Below are 15,280 nucleotides of genomic sequence, written 5' to 3'. Positions count from 1 at the left end.
GACGCTTTACTACTTGTTAGCGGTGTGGTGTAGTGGCCATATATGTTTAGTTCTTTTTTTTAAGGTATTTTGTATGTCAGATCTTTTCTATATTGAAACTACGTGTTGTGTGGACGATCAGTGTGATGTCTATAAAGGGGAGGTGAGTTTTAATGATGTCATGTTAGGCAAGTTCAGTCTAAATTCATGCAGCGAGAAAGAAGCTATGATAAATCTAGACGTTATTACATTCGATATTAATATCGCTATCGATGGTCAAAATGGAAAGACAATAAAAAGAGACCTTAAAGGTCTTGAATTTGTAACTAAAGATGATGGTTCTTGGTATATTAATAAGGATTTTGGTAATGATAAATTTGAAATTATAGTAAAGCAATCATAATTTTACATCTCAGGTGTAACATTTAGTATAGGTGCTATTCTATTTATAATGTTCCTTACTATAGGTGCAGCAATTACTCCCCCGGTATGGTGCATCCCTTGAGGCTCATCAATAGCAATTAGCACTATGTACCTTGGGTCAAGCATAGTTAGCACTCCTATAAATGATGCTATGTTTGCATCTTTGCTATATTTACCATCTACAACTTTTTCCGCCGATCCAGTTTTTCCTCCTATTGAATATGCCTTCATTTTTGCTTTTCTGCCAGTGCCATCTGTTACTGCTGCGCGTAATAATTTTCTCATTTCCCTGGAAGTTCTTCTTGAGATAATTTGCTCTCCTATACTTCTTTTATTCAACATCAAGGTTGCGTTATGAAATATCCCATTATTGATTAATGCTGCTGCAGTTTGTGCAAGATGTATGGGAGTTACAGCTATGCCATAACCATAAGATACAGTTATTAAAGTGCTTTCACTCCATTTATCCGGGATTATCGGTGTAGATTTTTCTGGTATTTCTATTTTTAAAGGAGAAAATAGCTTCATAGCTTTAAAGTACTCTACTTGTTTTTCAATACCTAATTTGACTGCAATTTTTGCTGCACCAATGTTGGATGATTTTACAAATATATCTTGCACAGTAATTTTGGGAGTTTTAGATTTGTGAAAATCCTGAATTTTATACTTTCCAATGGTGATTGGTGTTGATACGTCATATAAATCGCTGATTTTTGTAACGTTTGCATCAAGCGCTGCGGCTATTGTAAAGAATTTTAACACCGATCCCATCTCATACACCCCAAGACTGGCGCGATTAAACTTTTGTACGTCTTCTGCCTTATTCTGTAAGTTGGGATTAAAATCAGGTAGACTGACCATCGAGATGATTTCACTATTTCTCACATTTAAAATAATTCCTACTCCGCCAAGTGCCTGATATCTGCTTACAGCTTTAGTTAGTTCCTCATGTACTATGCTTTGCACTCGTGTATCTAAGGATAGTTGAACATATTGATCAGCAGAGCGTGACCATCCCTGTCGGATGACAGAAGATTGTGCAGAAGCTTGGTCTGCAGTGCACTGACACTGGAATCCAGTTTTATGCGCAATTTCATCACAAACATTGCTTTTGACATATTTTTCTGGAATCCGTTGTTCATCACGTAATTTGTCAGTATTTTTATATCTGGATCCCAGTGTCACGCATTGGATCTGTTGTGTGGGGAATTGCTGTGCAGGAATTGCTTTCAAGTTGCAACATTCATACAACTGTATATTAGGTACTTGGATAACAGAATGTTGTTTGTTTTTACTTATATATGCCTCAACTCCTGCAATACCGTTGCCATCTATGTCAGTGTAACCAAGCGCGTGTGAAAATAAATTACTGTGAGGATATATACGTTTTACATCGTTATAGAAGTTTATTCCTGGCACGCCGGCGTTTTTTATTGCTAACAGTTCTTTTGGAGTTAAGTGCCGCTTTATCCAAGCAAATTTCTTTTCTGAAGTAAGTACTCTATATAAGTTCTTGTATTCGAGATCATGCAAAGTAGAACACAGTTGTGCTGCTATACTTTCCGGATTCTTTACTTTGGTTGCATCTATATATAGTGATGTTGTGGGCACATTTGCTGCTATTACCACTCCATTTCTATCTAAAATATCGGGTTGTTTATGTACTATATTATCTTTTCTAAAATTTTCTGAAGTAGTAAGTTGATCAAATGTGAAAGAGAATATGCGAAAAATAATTATTATATAAAACGTAAATAATGGTACTATAAAACACAGTGAGCGGAGCTTATTTTTAAGTAATGCTTGCATATTTACTTGATTTGACAAAAATGGAAATCATCTTAGCTGAGCCGCGAGGTTTTTGTGCCGGGGTAAAAAGAGCCGTGGACATATTAGCTGTTACTTTAGAAAAATACAAAAACAAGTGCCAAGTTTATGTGCTACACGAAATTGTTCACAATAAATATATAGTAGAGGACTTTAAGAGACAAGGAGTGGTTTTTGTGAACAGTATCGAGGAAATTGAAGATAATGGAGGAATACTGATCTTCAGCGCGCACGGAGTATCAAAAAATATAGAAGATGAGGCAAAAAGAAAGGGTGTTCAAGTGATTGATGCAACATGTCCTTTAGTCAGTAAAGTGCATAAAGAAGCAAAAAGGTATGAAAACAGTGGTAAAGAATTAATTCTCATTGGGCATGAAAACCATCCAGAAGTTAAGGGAATTAGAGGAAGAGTAAATAATCCTATCATTTTAGTGCAAACTGTGCAGGACGTACGCAATTTAAAAGTTAAAGATCCAGATAATTTATCTTATGTTACACAAACCACGTTAAGCATCGACGATACCCATGAAATTATTGTTGCCCTGAAGCTCAGGTTTCCAAGCATAACAGGTCCAGATTTAAAGGACATATGCTATGCAACGCAAAACAGACAAAATGCTGTTAAAAAGCTAGCTGAAATTGTAGACATGGTGTTAGTTGTAGGAAGTAAAAATAGCTCAAATTCAAACCGCTTATTAGATCTGTGCACTGCCAGAGGAAAAAAAGCCTACTTGATTGATAATTATAGCTGTGTGAATAAAAGCTGGTTCCAGGGCGTAGAAAAGATAGGAATCACTGCAGGTGCTTCCGCTCCTGACATATTGGTTGATGAATTAATGGACTACCTAAAAGTAAACCTGAGTGTAAAAATTTCAGTTATGCCAGGTGGTATTATTGAAAATGTTCAGTTTAAAATACCGAATTTGATTTAAAACACAACTTATCTACTAAGCTTCTCTTGAAATTACTGGGAGCATACAAACCAGCATCTATAGCTAAGACGTCATACCGCAGTGGCGCTAACAAGTAGCGGGATGACGGTTGTCGGTAAATCTAAGTCAGTTTAGCTATATGCTTTTAATTCCCCCAAAAGGAGAATTAAATATATGAAATTCTAGTTGATATAATTTAATGAATGGTTAGTTTAAATTACTAATTTACTTAAGAAACTTTGATAATATTTAATCCACTCGCTTTTCTATTTTCCATATCGCGATGAGCTTGAATTATTTCATCAAATTTATATTTTTTATTGATCCGTACAGTTAAAAGTTTTTTTCTTATCATCTCGAAGATTTCCATTGTGGTAAGCACTAATGTGAATCTATCATGCTTATAATGATATATCGAAGTTCCAGTTGCAAATAACGAGCGTGAACTAAGTAAAGAAAAACTAATAGGAGCGTTACCTGATATCTGCCCATAGGAAACGTATATGCCGAACCTGCCTAAAGATTCAAAAGAGAGCTTGCTTGTAGTATAGCCTATGGGGTCATACACTGCACCTACTCCTCTGTTTTGCGTAATCTCCATAACTTTAGAAACGAAGTCTTTATCATTGTAGTTTATTGCGTATGTGCAGCCACTTTGTAAAGCTATCTTCATTTTTTCATCAGAGCTTACAGAACCTATCACTACACCTTTTTTATCCTTTGCCCATTGGCATATTATTTGTCCTAAACCACCATTAGCCCCATGAACTAGCACGAAAGCACCAGGCCTAATTTTATAAGATTGATTAACTAAATAGTGAGCTGTCATACCTTTAAACAGCACTGCAGCAGCAACTTCATCAGATATGTCATCTGGAATTTTTATCAGATATTTCTGGTGTATAACGCGCTTTTCACAATATGCCCCTGGAGGAGCTGTGCAATATCCAACTCTATCTCCAACCTTCAATCCATCACTGATTTTTTTACCAAGCTTTTCAATAACTCCCACTGCTTCTACCCCAAGCACTGATGGTAAATTTTTAATTTTGCGCGTACCTTTTCTGTGCTCTAAATCATAACGATTTAAGCCAATAGTTGTGTGACGTACTAAAACTTCCTCGCCTTTTGGCTCACCTATATTCTTATCTACAAATTCTAATACTTCTGCTCCCCCAGTTTTTTTTATTTGTATAGCTCTAACCATGATGAATGTAAGATAAAAACTTTGATTATGTTATCTAACAATTAATATTTTGCAAAATGTTATTTAGAGTTTATATACTACATAAGTGTATATTAATAGTTTTAAGGTATAAATTATAATGAATAGAGAAACTTGGCTTTATAGTGTTTTGTGTAATGTGTTGCATAAAGTGGATAAAGATCACGATTTAAATACTAGTAATGTAATAAAAAAAATAAAAGAAAGGCTAGAAAGTGGAATGCGAACTCCAGGTGAAAAAGAAGACTATTATAGATATTTACACACTTCTTGGGAAAAAAAAGGTTTTGATATTAATCACAAATTTGATTTGAAAGATTATGATGACTTTCCAATAGACAGTCTTTTTTCTATTGCTATTAATTGCAAACCTTGCGCTTTACCAAATCTAGCACAAGTTTTAATAAAAGCAGGTGCTAACGTGCAAAACGAAAAAGGATATTTACATGCCTGCGCTTTGACGCGTTCTCCAGACATGTTAAAGGCTCTCATAGAAGCTGGGGTAAGTGATAGCCCACATGAACACTACGGTGGAAATACCGCTTTAGATTGCGTTACTAAATTATATGGTACAGATAAGTCAATTAACTGCGAAGATTGCTGTAAGATTCTAATTAAGCATACATTAGAAAAAAATCCCAACATAGAAATGCCAGATTCTGTAAAAAATAATAAGGAATTGGCTCAATGTTGGAATGCTTGTGAAGCAAATAATGAAGGATGGGAATTAATTGATTCAGCAATACCAAACACTGAGACACAGAAAGTCAGTGCACAAAAAGCAAATAAGAGCTCCTGCTCAATTCAATAGATCTGTTACATAATCATTATTTGAATAACAACACACTCCTTTCAGCTCACGCTGCTTGGATGACAATAGGAAAAAGTTTATTACTTAAGCTTAAAAAACGTGTATGATAGTGTTATTTCGCTCAAATCTTTTGTATTACTATCAAGCATTATCTCAGGATCTATATAGAAAGATACGGGCATAGCAGCTTTTTGTTTTGGTAGCAACATTTGTTCTTCAAAACAAAAACATGCAACTTTATTAAAATACTTACCTGCTTTGAAAGGCGTAACGTTATATACTGCCATACCAAATGAAGGCTGATCAGATAGATTTTTTGCGTAATAAAAAGCTAAACTTTGTTCTCCTATGTTTACATCAACGTAGTTAGTTTCTGATTTAAATTCCCAAGGTAGATCGGACATTATATCAGCATTGAAGTGGACCCTGATTTTTTGGTCAGTTGCACTTATTGTTGCATTAGTTACTTTTCTTGTTGTGCCACCATATCCAGTAGCTTTACAGAAAATGCTATATAGTGGCACCGATGCATATGCAAGACATAGCATCAACACAACTAAAGATATTAAAAAGAAAACTATAGAATTCTTGTTATTCTTCCTTAAAAAGGAGAACATTTAGTCCCTGTTATTAAGTAACCTGAGCAAACTGAGAAATATATTGATAAAGTCTAGGTAAAGACTAGTTGCACCAAGTATTGCCAGCTTAGTAGTAGCAGCTTCTGAACCATCATTATACTTGTAATAAACATCCTTGATTCTCTGAGCATCAGATGCAGTTTTTAAAGTAAACACTATCACCGATATGAATGATATTGCAAAATCGAGTGGACCACTTCCAAGGAACAAATTCACTACAGATGCTATAATTAATCCCCAGACTCCCATTCTCAAAAAAGAGCCCATACTTGTTAGATCTCTTTTTGTGATGTTACCATACAAAGCCATAGAGCCGAACATGATTGATGTAATGAAAAATGCTCTTGCTATACTTTCTGCAGTATAAATTATGAAAATATAGGATGAAGACATTCCAATTAATACTGCAAACGCAAAAAATATGGTGAATGCAGACTGAACACTAAGATGTAGAATTTTAGGGTATACAAAAAACACTAGTACAAGTGGAGAAAATATTACTGTATACAATAGGACTGGATTAGAATGAATTACCTGAAAAAGACCTGAAAACACCGTTAGGAACGCGACAAGCCCTGTAACACCTAAAGCTAAAGCCATGTAATTATATACTTTAGTTAGGTAACTTCTAAGCCCAGCACTATAATAAGCGCCTTGAGAGCGAATATCCTGTTCATTTCTCATGTAAGACATAATATAACTCCTTTTGTCCATTATTTAACACATTATAATATAAAACCACATTTTTATCAAGTATTTTTATTATAAACAGCTATGCGCTGGCATTTGTTTTAATATAAATAGAATATAGGCCTATTGCTGCTGCATTTGAAACATTTAAGCTGTCAATTACGTTTGATATTGGGATCTTTAAAAGATAATCACAATTTTCTTTAACTAACCTCCGCATTCCTTTCTCTTCAGAACCAAAAATAATTACTCTTTTTTTCTCAAAGCTCTTTATTTCATCTATATTTTCTTTAGCATTGCAATCAAGCCCGTAACACCAGTAGCCGACCTTTTTTAAATACTGCATAGTTTTTACTATATTTGTAACGTATATTAGCGGAACAATATCCAATGCTCCACTTGCTGCTTTTGCAATAGATGCATTTTCGCCAGGTGAATGATTATGTGGTAAAACCAATGCGTTGACATTAAAACAAGCTGAAGTTCTTAAAATTGACCCAATATTGTGCGTGTCAGTGACTTGATCTAAAATGACTATAGTAGAGCTTTCGTTTGAGCTTTCAGCTACTTCTTCGATGCTTAAGTTATAAAGAATAGGGGCAACATTTAAAGCAATTCCCTGATGGTTAGCACCTTTGGGTAAAACGTCATTAAGTATTTTGTTTTCTACTAATCGAACTTTAATGCTCTTACTATTTGCACATTGCCTAATTTCTTTTTCGTGTTCTCTATAGAAATTTTCTGTTACTAACAGTTCTATACACCGCCTATTTTTATTCTTCAGTGCTGACATGCAGGTGTGCTTTCCATACAGCCAAAAATTCTCATTAGTTTTTGACGATTTCATCGTATTATTGAAGACCGAATTTCTATAAAATAAGCAACATTTTACTATGTTTGGATATTGTTGTAAAATTATACAATTCGATTAATGCGTTTATGTCGGACGATGAGTTGGATTGGCAAAAAAATGTTAAGCCAATGGAATGTGGAAAAGTTACTTTGAAAGTTGATCATAAAGTAAATATAAAATCTATGGTTGATAAAGGTACCTCCGACTTACAAAGGAATTTTCTTAATACCAATAGTGGTAACTCATCATTTTGTCTTGACCAAAACACAAAATCAAAGATTGATAGGGGTAAATATTTTATAAGCGATAAGCTCGATTTGCATGGCTATAATATAGAGGATGCTTATTGTAAATTGATAGATTTTATTATCAAAAATTATCGAGCAGGAAATAGATGTTTATTGGTAATTACTGGATACGGCAGTGCAACAAATAAAACAGACACTATAAAGAATAACTTAAATAAATGGTTAAACGATACTAAAGTCCAGCATATGGTTCTATACTACCAGCAAGCTACGAAAAAACATGGTGGTAAAGGAGCTTTTTATGTTTTATTAAGAAGGAATAAAGACCTTATATGATGGTGTCATGCAAACTGGTTCACTCTATAATGGCAGCGCCCCTATGATGTCATCCGAGTAGCTGACACTGGTTCCTTTATGACGGCAGTGCCCTCTTCTTGTCATCCAAGTANNGCCCCTTTCTTGTCATTCCAGTGCCCAGACACTGGGATCTCATTTCTTAATTTCACAATATAAATCATTCCAAATTGCACCTATTTGCAAGTATATAAATATAATAATTTTGCATAAAAACTTAGATCCCAGTGTCACGCACTGGGATGACAAGAGGGGTATTGGGATGACAAAAAAAGGGTGCTGGGATGACAGAGGATAATATAAAAACTCTAAGAGCATGTCTTCAAACTAAGTAGAAAGGAGTTAAGAAGTGTGTTATAAGATATATTTTAAATGTACCCAAGCGATATAAGTGACAAAGAATGGAAGATGATAGAGCAATATTTTGAACCTAAAAAGACCGGCAGACCAAGAAAACACAGTATCAGAACGATTATCGATGCAATAAGGTATGTGATGAGAACAGGCTGTCAATGGAGACAACTACCTAAGAATTTTCCACCATGGAAAACCGTGTATAGTTGTAATTCGCGTTTAAAAAAAAGTGGAATATGGCAAGAAATTCATGATTTTCTAGTTAAAAAACTAAGAAAGATAATTGGTAAGAATGAAACTCCATCAGTAGGAATAATTGACAGTCAATCAGTAAAAACCACTCAANAAAGGGGATCCAGAGGATATGATGCTGGCAAGAAAGTAAAGGGTAGAAAACGCCACATCGTTGTAGATACTCTAGGTCTTGTAATTGCTGCTGAAGTACACAGTGCAAGCATTCAAGATCGTGATGGTGCACTAAATCTTTTTGTTCAAGCCAAATGCAAAGCTCCAACATTACGTAAGTTTTTTTGCTGATCAAGGATATACAGGTAAATTGCAAAACCGCTGTTTATTGGAAACTGGATGTTTGTTGACGATTACCAAGAAAGTAGTTGATACAGGATTTCAGGTTATTCCTAAACGTTGGATTGTTGAGAGAACCTTTGCTTGGCTCTCCAATTTTAGACGTATGAGTAAGGATTATGAGCATTCTCCTCTCACTTCAAAAAATAACATCTTTTTTAATATGATCACTATTATGCTTCACAAATTAGCTCATTCTTGAGTTTGAAGACATGCTCTAATTGTAAATTTAAGTTGAACATAAGAAAAACAAAAAAGGATGTTACTCAATGAGTAACATCCTTTGGAGAAAACAAGTAGTTTTGTTTATTCCCTGTTTAATTCCGTGTGACCTTTAACACTAACATTACTCTTTAATGAATTTGGTTTATACAACGGATCGAATTGTTCTAACAATTCTTTTACAGAAGGCCCTTGTCTTTCCGGCGTAGAAGGAGCAGAGCCCATGCCACTATCAATAGAAGGGCTTCCAGGCACCTTTGGTGGAGCAGCTGGAGCAAGCTGAGGAGTTAAGCAACTAGATGAATTGCTTCTTCTAAGACGATTAGGATTGACTGTTGCAAAATTATCTGAACCTAAACCAGGGACAGCATCAGTACTTACAGTTCCTATAGAATTTAGTGAATTGCTCCTTGGTGGCTTTGGTGGAGGAACGTAAAAAGTGCTCTCTCCTACTTGTCTAGACAACGTGTCTGGTTCAGAAAAAACTTGATACTCAATGTCAGTAGCTTCTTTCAGTGGTTCATTTCTCTTAACCCTTGAGAATAAACCATAAGGTCGTTTTACTTCTTTATGCTTCGCAGGATTTAATAATTCCGCTTCGCTGCTAATAGTACTGTCAGTCCTTGCAGAATCTAGTGAACTCATTGAACTGCTTCCTGACAAGCTGTCAGATTGTTCAGAGCCTTTTCTTCCCAGTGAAGAGACTGATGGTAATGAAAAAGACTTACTAGCTTTTCTTTCTTCCGCGTCTTTTGCGTTGTTACGCCTCACAGATTGATCAAATTTGCATTCTCTTTTACATTCTCCAATAATCCTCTTAATTTCATCGTGATGTTCAGAGAAAATTTCATAGAGACTGTTATTATCTTTAGATAACAAATTTTGCAACTTCTTAGCGTCTAATTTATTGACAAAATCTACTTGCTGTTTCAACCGGTTGATCAACTGGTCCTTTTGGAAACCTGATTGACCATCAACAGAATAAGCTTTCTCTAATATTTTTTCTCCCAGCTTAGAAAATATTTCCTTAGTTAAAGCAGAGCTATTCACGGCTTTGTCTCCAAGAACTTCCTTAATAAACATCTCCTTTGTACTATTGAAATTCCTTGTTTTTTCTTCTGTTTTCAAAACAACAGTTTGACCTTCGTTACCTGTTGAATATGGGATGCTGTCTAAACTAGACATGCTCACACCACTATTACTCATCTTTCTCCCAAATTTTTGAACGCCANNTCCCCCATTGCTCTTAATGCAGAACTAGTTCCCTCTCTTGTTGCCTGTTCCACAGAACTTACAGCTTCTTTTACTGAGTCCNTTAGTATGCACAGCACCATCTCTAATTTTTCCGCCAATATGCTTCGCCCCATCAACTGTTTTTTCTGCAGCATATTTGAAGCCTTCTTTTATTTGTGCTCTATATTTCCATATTGCATAAGAAGCTCCTACTAAAACAGCAGCTCCTATTATTGCCCCAATTGCAATTCCTATTACCGGCGCTGCAGCAGCTATAGCTGTTCCTGCAGCTACAAGCGCAGGAGCAATTGCTGACCAATTGGTTGCAATAATATAACCTATCAAGCCAATTACTCCCAGTCCGATAATACCACTATTTAACTGGTTCTGCTTTCTTAACGACTTTATTTCTTTCCCCAATAATTCTATCTTTTGTTCCAATGAACCCTCTGGAGAAGGCGTAGAATTACTTTGTTGTTTAAGTTGTTGCATTTCAACAACATTTGAATTTGTTCCATTATTAGGTAACATTTTTAACCTCACTATTAATTAAACATATTCATATTGTACATCCTTAATTCTTAAGTTAGTGTTAAATTGATTGCCAGTATTTATTTGTCTTCAAATAATTTCGCTTGACGTGTTTTTTGGAAGCCAGAAAATAAGACTGTACAATTTCGAAATATATCAAATGGTTTCATTCCAGTCACAACTGTACGAACGTTGCGATTTGAGGACAATATCCACCATGAAGGGTGTCATCCCAGTGCTTGACACTGGGATCTAAGTTTTTATGCAAAATTATTATATTTATATACTTGCAAGCAAATACAATAAGACTCTATATATAGGTGTCACATCAAATTTAATTAAATGAGTGTGGGAACATAAGAATAAGGTTATTCCTAGTTTTACGTCGAAATACAATGTACAAAAATTAGTTTATTTCGAGGAATTTCAAAATATAGATTCAGCTCTTAACAGAGAAAAACTTTTAAAGAGCTGGAAAAGGGAATGGAAAATAGATTTAATTGCAAGCAAAAATCCAAATTGGGACGATTTATATTGCGAAATTACAAAATGAGATCCCAGTGTCAGCTACTCGGATGACAGGGCTAGAATGAGAGAGGCAATAACGCTAGAATCGTATGAGGCATAGAAAAAGAGTGTTTATCTTACTAGCTGCTGTAATTTTAGCAATTTTATTATTAAAAAACTATAGTGATTTTCACGAAGGCATAGTACACTTAAAGAGTGACAATAAGGAATTTAAAAAAAAACCGGAAAATTCTGTAGAATCTACCATATTACATAGGGAAAAGGAAGTGTATGATCATGTCCTTCGCTCCGATAATTAATTTGTAAATAAAATAGTTTTGCATTTTCTTATAAAATGAGTAATATTAGCGTATTAATTATAGAATCAATCATTATGTTTGATGAGAATAATCCTTGGAATTTGGGAAAGAAATCGGTAGGGAACAAAACTCCTAATAATGAAGATATTTTAAGTAAAGCTGTATCTGATATAAGGTTCTTTCTTAATGGATTAACCAGAAACAGGGGAAAAAAACCTTATTTCATCATTTTTATTATTTTGCTGTTCTATGCTTGCGCTGGCTTTTATATTGTTCACCCTAGTGAAGAAGGCATAGAACTTACCTTTGGTAAATACTCTAACACAGAGATGTCCGGTTTGCGCTATCACTTCCCCTATCCTATTGGTAAGGTTTTTAAAGTGAACGTTAAGGAAGTAAATCGCGAAGAAATTGGAGTAAGCGGTTCTTATGGACGAGATACAGACCGCGGTGAAGGTGTTATGCTTACCGGAGATGAAAATATAGTCAACGTTAACTTCGAAATTCAGTGGCGCGTTAGAGATGCTAAGGACTATTTATTCAAAGTGCGGGATCATCAACCTGGTTTAAGCGTTAAAAACGCTGCTGAAAGTGCTATGAGGGAGATAATAGGTAAGAATACGATTTCTTTTGCACTGGAAGGTCAAGGGAGAGCCGAAATTTCCAGAGATACCAAAATTTTATTGCAACAGATTCTTGATGGATACCAAATGGGCATAGAAATTTTATCTGTCCAAATGAAAAAAATCGATCCACCAGAAAAAGTAATTAGCTCATTTAGAGATGTGCAAAGTGCTCGTGCAGATAAAGAGCGTACTATAAACGAAGCATATTCTTATAGTAATGATATCATACCTCGAGCAAAAGGTGAAGCGATAAAGATAAAATTAGATGCACAAGCATATGAAAATGAAATAATAAATGAAGCAAAAGGTAATGCAAATCGCTTTTTATCTCTTTATGAGGAATATAGACAGAACCCTTCTCTCGTTAAGAATCGTATTTATCTTGAAACTATGGAAAATATTTTCAGTAAGGTAGACAAAGTTGTTGTAACTGATGATCTGAAAGGTATGTTTTCTTATTTACCTCTTACAAATTTAGGAAAATAACCATGAGTAGTAATATTAAAATTGTTTTTGTTTCTGTATTTGTTGTTTTATTGATTGTTTTATCTAATTCAATATTTGTTGTGCAAGAAACAAAGCAAGCTATAGTTATACAACTGGGTAAAGTTGTAAGAGATGTCAGGGAAAGTGGCTTATATTTTAAGTTGCCATTCATAAATAGTGTAGAGTTTCTTGATAAAAGAGTTTTAGATTTAAGTCCTGACAAAACTCCAAGAGAAGTGATAACTGCAGATCAAAAACGTATTATAGTAGATGCGTATGCAAAATATAAAATAACGAATCCTATTACTTTTTACCAGGCTGTGAGGAATGAATCAGGGCTGGTTAGAAGATTGTACCCAGTTATAGAAGCACACATAAGAGAAAATATAGGCAGATTTTCGTTGATTAGTTTGTTGAATGAAAAAAGATCAGAGGTTATGCAATTGATTCAGCGTGGAGTTTATTCTGAAGCTGAAAAATTTGGCATAGAAATAATAGATGTAAGAATTAAGAGAGCAGATTTACCAGAAGAAAATAGTTCTGCAATATTTCGCCGTATGCAAACTGAAAGGGAAAAAGAAGCAAAAGAAATTAGAGCAGAAGGAGAGCAAGCGGGGCAGGAAATTAGATCGAAAGCTGATAAATTAAAGAGGGAAATTATCTCCAGTGCAGTAAAAGAATCGTATGAAATAAGGGGTCGTGGTTATGCTGAAGCAACTAGAATTTATAATGAGGCATTTAAGGTTGATGAAGAGTTCTTTAACTTTTATCGCTCTATGAGTGCTTACAGTAAATCATTTGCCGAAAATAATACTAAATTTGTACTTTCACCAAACAATAACTTTTTAGATATTTTAAATAAAGGATGGAAATAATTTATGAAAAGTAAGGCATTTATTTTATCTATATTTGCATATTTTCTAATTGCGTTTTCTTCGTATGCTAATATGTTTGATTGGAATGCAAAAAAGGTCGTTGATGCTAGCACTACTGCATGCAACTGTAATCAAGGACTTGCCGATTTAGTGGAAGAACTCATTCCTGCGGTTGTAAATATTTCAAGCGAACAAATCATCAAACAAGAAAATAACAGTAGAACTAGAGTTCCATCTATGCCAGGAAATAATTTTTTTGATGATTTTAGAGAGTTTTTTGAGCATTTTGATCAGTTTTTTATGGATAGGGGCCCTAGTGTTAACAGAGAGGTGGTGTTGCTTGGTTCTGGGTTTATTATAGATAAAGGTGGAACTATAGTAACCAATTATCACGTTATTAAAAACGCCAAAGATATCACAGTTACTATGAACGATAATACTTATTTTAAAGCAGAAGTTTTAGGCTATGATGCAAGAACTGATCTTGCTGTGCTTAAGATTAATTCTGATAAAGATCTTTCTTCTGTTGCATTTGGTGATTCTGATAAAGCAAGGGTTGGTGATACGGTTATGGCAATAGGTAACCCATTTGGTTTGGGTGGCTCTGTAAGCACAGGAATTATATCTGCAAGGTCCAGAGACATTAGTATTGGCACTATGAATGAATTTATTCAAACTGATGCTGCAATTAATAGGGGTAACTCTGGAGGACCATTATTTGATTTAAATGGAAAAGTTATAGGTATTAATACTGCTATCTATTCTCCATCTGAGTCTGGCGGCAACGTGGGTATAGGTTTTGCCATACCATCTAATTTAGCTATGTCAATTATTGACACATTAAAAAGTGGCAAAAAAATAAAACATGGTTGGCTTGGTGTGCAAGTTCAGCCTATAACGAAAGAATTTGCTGAGTCCTTGGGTTTAAAAGATATAAAAGGCGCATTGGTTGCAAGTATAGTAAAGGATAGTCCTGCAGAAAAAGGTGGGATTAAAGTAGGTGATATATTATTAGAATTTGACGGTAAAAAAATCGATAGAATGACACAATTACCTCAAATGGTTTCAAGAGCTGGACCTGAGAAAAAAGTGCAAGTTAAGTTACTTAGAAAGAGCAAAGAGGTTAATATTAAAGTTGTGATCGGAGAATCTACAAATGATGGCCAAGATAACAATCAAGAAGAAAATAAATCAACATCTGATTATGTAACCGGTTTAACTGTTTCAAATCTGCCAAAAGAATCAAAAGAAAGTAAAAATGATGTACCTACAAAAGGTGTGATAGTTACCAATGTAGATAGTAACAGTAATGCCACGCCGCGTGGTATTAAAAAAGGGGACATCATTATCCAATTGGATGGAACTGATATAGAAAATACTAACGATTTTCAAAAACAAGTTGATTTAGCAGTAAAGAAAAACGGTAAAGATTCAATAATGTTGCTCATTTACCGCAATGGAAATCAGTTTTTCGCTTCAATAAAGTTAAAGAAGTAATTTTATTCACTAAATTTACAAAACAGTAGTGTTGTAAGCTCGCTACTGTAACACTTCAATCTTA

18 protein-coding genes are annotated in these 15,280 nt (G+C 34.7%); 11 read left to right on the top strand and 7 right to left on the bottom strand.

The annotated features are described in order from the left end of the window. The first annotated feature begins 73 nt into the window (after positions 1–73). The gene (locus NOX90_RS05835) at positions 74–382 is read left to right on the top strand and encodes a hypothetical protein (RefSeq protein WP_375603885.1); all 309 of its coding nucleotides are present in this window, start codon (positions 74–76) and stop codon (positions 380–382) included. 2 nt (positions 383–384) lie between these two features. Here NOX90_RS05835 and NOX90_RS05830 read toward each other — a convergent pair whose 3' ends face one another. Further along, complete coding sequence (locus tag NOX90_RS05830) at positions 385–2,211, bottom strand: peptidoglycan D,D-transpeptidase FtsI family protein (protein ID WP_375604621.1); 1,827 nt, start codon at positions 2,209–2,211, stop codon at positions 385–387. Between the two features lie 20 nt (positions 2,212–2,231). On the opposite strand from NOX90_RS05830, the gene ispH reads away from it, so the two are divergent. After that, positions 2,232–3,161 carry a 4-hydroxy-3-methylbut-2-enyl diphosphate reductase gene (gene ispH / locus NOX90_RS05825; protein ID WP_375604620.1) on the top strand — a complete coding sequence of 310 codons (930 nt, stop codon included), beginning with the start codon at positions 2,232–2,234 and terminating at the stop codon, positions 3,159–3,161. 229 nt (positions 3,162–3,390) lie between these two features. On the opposite strand, the gene NOX90_RS05820 is transcribed toward ispH, so the two are convergent. Continuing rightward, positions 3,391–4,368 carry a quinone oxidoreductase family protein gene (locus NOX90_RS05820; RefSeq protein WP_375603884.1) on the bottom strand — a complete coding sequence of 326 codons (978 nt, stop codon included), beginning with the start codon at positions 4,366–4,368 and terminating at the stop codon, positions 3,391–3,393. A 118-nt stretch (positions 4,369–4,486) separates the two neighbouring features. Between NOX90_RS05820 and NOX90_RS05815 the strand changes: the two genes are divergently transcribed. Next, positions 4,487–5,197, top strand: a complete 711-nt coding sequence (locus NOX90_RS05815; protein WP_375603883.1) for an ankyrin repeat domain-containing protein — start codon at positions 4,487–4,489, stop codon at positions 5,195–5,197. Positions 5,198–5,277: 80 nt separating this feature from the next. On the opposite strand, the gene NOX90_RS05810 is transcribed toward NOX90_RS05815, so the two are convergent. The 3 genes from NOX90_RS05810 to rlmB form a co-directional block, all read right to left on the bottom strand. Beyond that, complete coding sequence (locus NOX90_RS05810) at positions 5,278–5,814, bottom strand: cytochrome c oxidase assembly protein (RefSeq protein ID WP_375603882.1); 537 nt, start codon at positions 5,812–5,814, stop codon at positions 5,278–5,280. Continuing rightward, complete coding sequence (locus NOX90_RS05805) at positions 5,815–6,528, bottom strand: Bax inhibitor-1/YccA family protein (protein ID WP_182309587.1); 714 nt, start codon at positions 6,526–6,528, stop codon at positions 5,815–5,817. Positions 6,529–6,607: 79 nt separating this feature from the next. Further along, positions 6,608–7,372, bottom strand: coding sequence for a 23S rRNA (guanosine(2251)-2'-O)-methyltransferase RlmB (rlmB, locus tag NOX90_RS05800; protein WP_375603881.1), 765 nt, complete (start codon positions 7,370–7,372; stop codon positions 6,608–6,610). A 92-nt stretch (positions 7,373–7,464) separates the two neighbouring features. On the opposite strand from rlmB, the gene NOX90_RS05795 reads away from it, so the two are divergent. Continuing rightward, complete coding sequence (locus NOX90_RS05795; RefSeq protein ID WP_375604619.1) at positions 7,465–7,962, top strand: Smr/MutS family protein; 498 nt, start codon at positions 7,465–7,467, stop codon at positions 7,960–7,962. A gap of 153 nt (positions 7,963–8,115) precedes the next feature. On the opposite strand, the gene NOX90_RS05790 is transcribed toward NOX90_RS05795, so the two are convergent. Further along, entirely contained in the window at positions 8,116–8,298 is a 183-nt protein-coding gene (locus NOX90_RS05790; RefSeq protein WP_375603880.1) for a hypothetical protein, read from the bottom strand. A gap of 54 nt (positions 8,299–8,352) precedes the next feature. On the opposite strand from NOX90_RS05790, the gene NOX90_RS05785 reads away from it, so the two are divergent. Further along, positions 8,353–8,871 (top strand): IS5 family transposase, encoded by a 519-nt coding sequence (locus tag NOX90_RS05785; RefSeq protein WP_375603879.1) that lies wholly within the window; start codon positions 8,353–8,355, stop codon positions 8,869–8,871. Positions 8,872–8,890: 19 nt separating this feature from the next. After that, positions 8,891–9,121, top strand: coding sequence for a transposase (locus tag NOX90_RS05780; protein WP_375603878.1), 231 nt, complete (start codon positions 8,891–8,893; stop codon positions 9,119–9,121). 104 nt (positions 9,122–9,225) lie between these two features. Here NOX90_RS05780 and NOX90_RS05775 read toward each other — a convergent pair whose 3' ends face one another. Continuing rightward, positions 9,226–10,347: a hypothetical protein gene (locus NOX90_RS05775; protein WP_375603877.1), complete on the bottom strand. Its 1,122-nt coding sequence runs from the start codon at positions 10,345–10,347 to the stop codon at positions 9,226–9,228. A 904-nt stretch (positions 10,348–11,251) separates the two neighbouring features. Between NOX90_RS05775 and NOX90_RS05770 the strand changes: the two genes are divergently transcribed. From NOX90_RS05770 to NOX90_RS05750, 5 genes are all read left to right on the top strand, one after another. Next, positions 11,252–11,458 carry a GIY-YIG nuclease family protein gene (locus NOX90_RS05770; RefSeq protein ID WP_375603876.1) on the top strand — a complete coding sequence of 69 codons (207 nt, stop codon included), beginning with the start codon at positions 11,252–11,254 and terminating at the stop codon, positions 11,456–11,458. A gap of 82 nt (positions 11,459–11,540) precedes the next feature. Beyond that, entirely contained in the window at positions 11,541–11,732 is a 192-nt protein-coding gene (locus NOX90_RS05765; protein ID WP_375603875.1) for a hypothetical protein, read from the top strand. Between the two features lie 74 nt (positions 11,733–11,806). Next, entirely contained in the window at positions 11,807–12,844 is a 1,038-nt protein-coding gene (hflK, locus tag NOX90_RS05760) for an FtsH protease activity modulator HflK (protein ID WP_375603874.1), read from the top strand. A 2-nt stretch (positions 12,845–12,846) separates the two neighbouring features. Further along, positions 12,847–13,719 carry a protease modulator HflC gene (hflC, locus tag NOX90_RS05755; protein WP_338406295.1) on the top strand — a complete coding sequence of 291 codons (873 nt, stop codon included), beginning with the start codon at positions 12,847–12,849 and terminating at the stop codon, positions 13,717–13,719. 3 nt (positions 13,720–13,722) lie between these two features. Then, positions 13,723–15,216: a DegQ family serine endoprotease gene (locus tag NOX90_RS05750; protein ID WP_375603873.1), complete on the top strand. Its 1,494-nt coding sequence runs from the start codon at positions 13,723–13,725 to the stop codon at positions 15,214–15,216. Positions 15,217–15,280: the final 64 nt, after the last annotated feature.

This window comes from Wolbachia endosymbiont of Anurida maritima, assembly GCF_042182995.1.
In the GTDB taxonomy this organism is placed as follows: Bacteria; Pseudomonadota; Alphaproteobacteria; order Rickettsiales; family Anaplasmataceae; genus Wolbachia.
The sequence above is the reverse complement of the archived record's forward strand: the minus strand, read 5'-3'. Positions and strand labels throughout refer to the sequence as shown.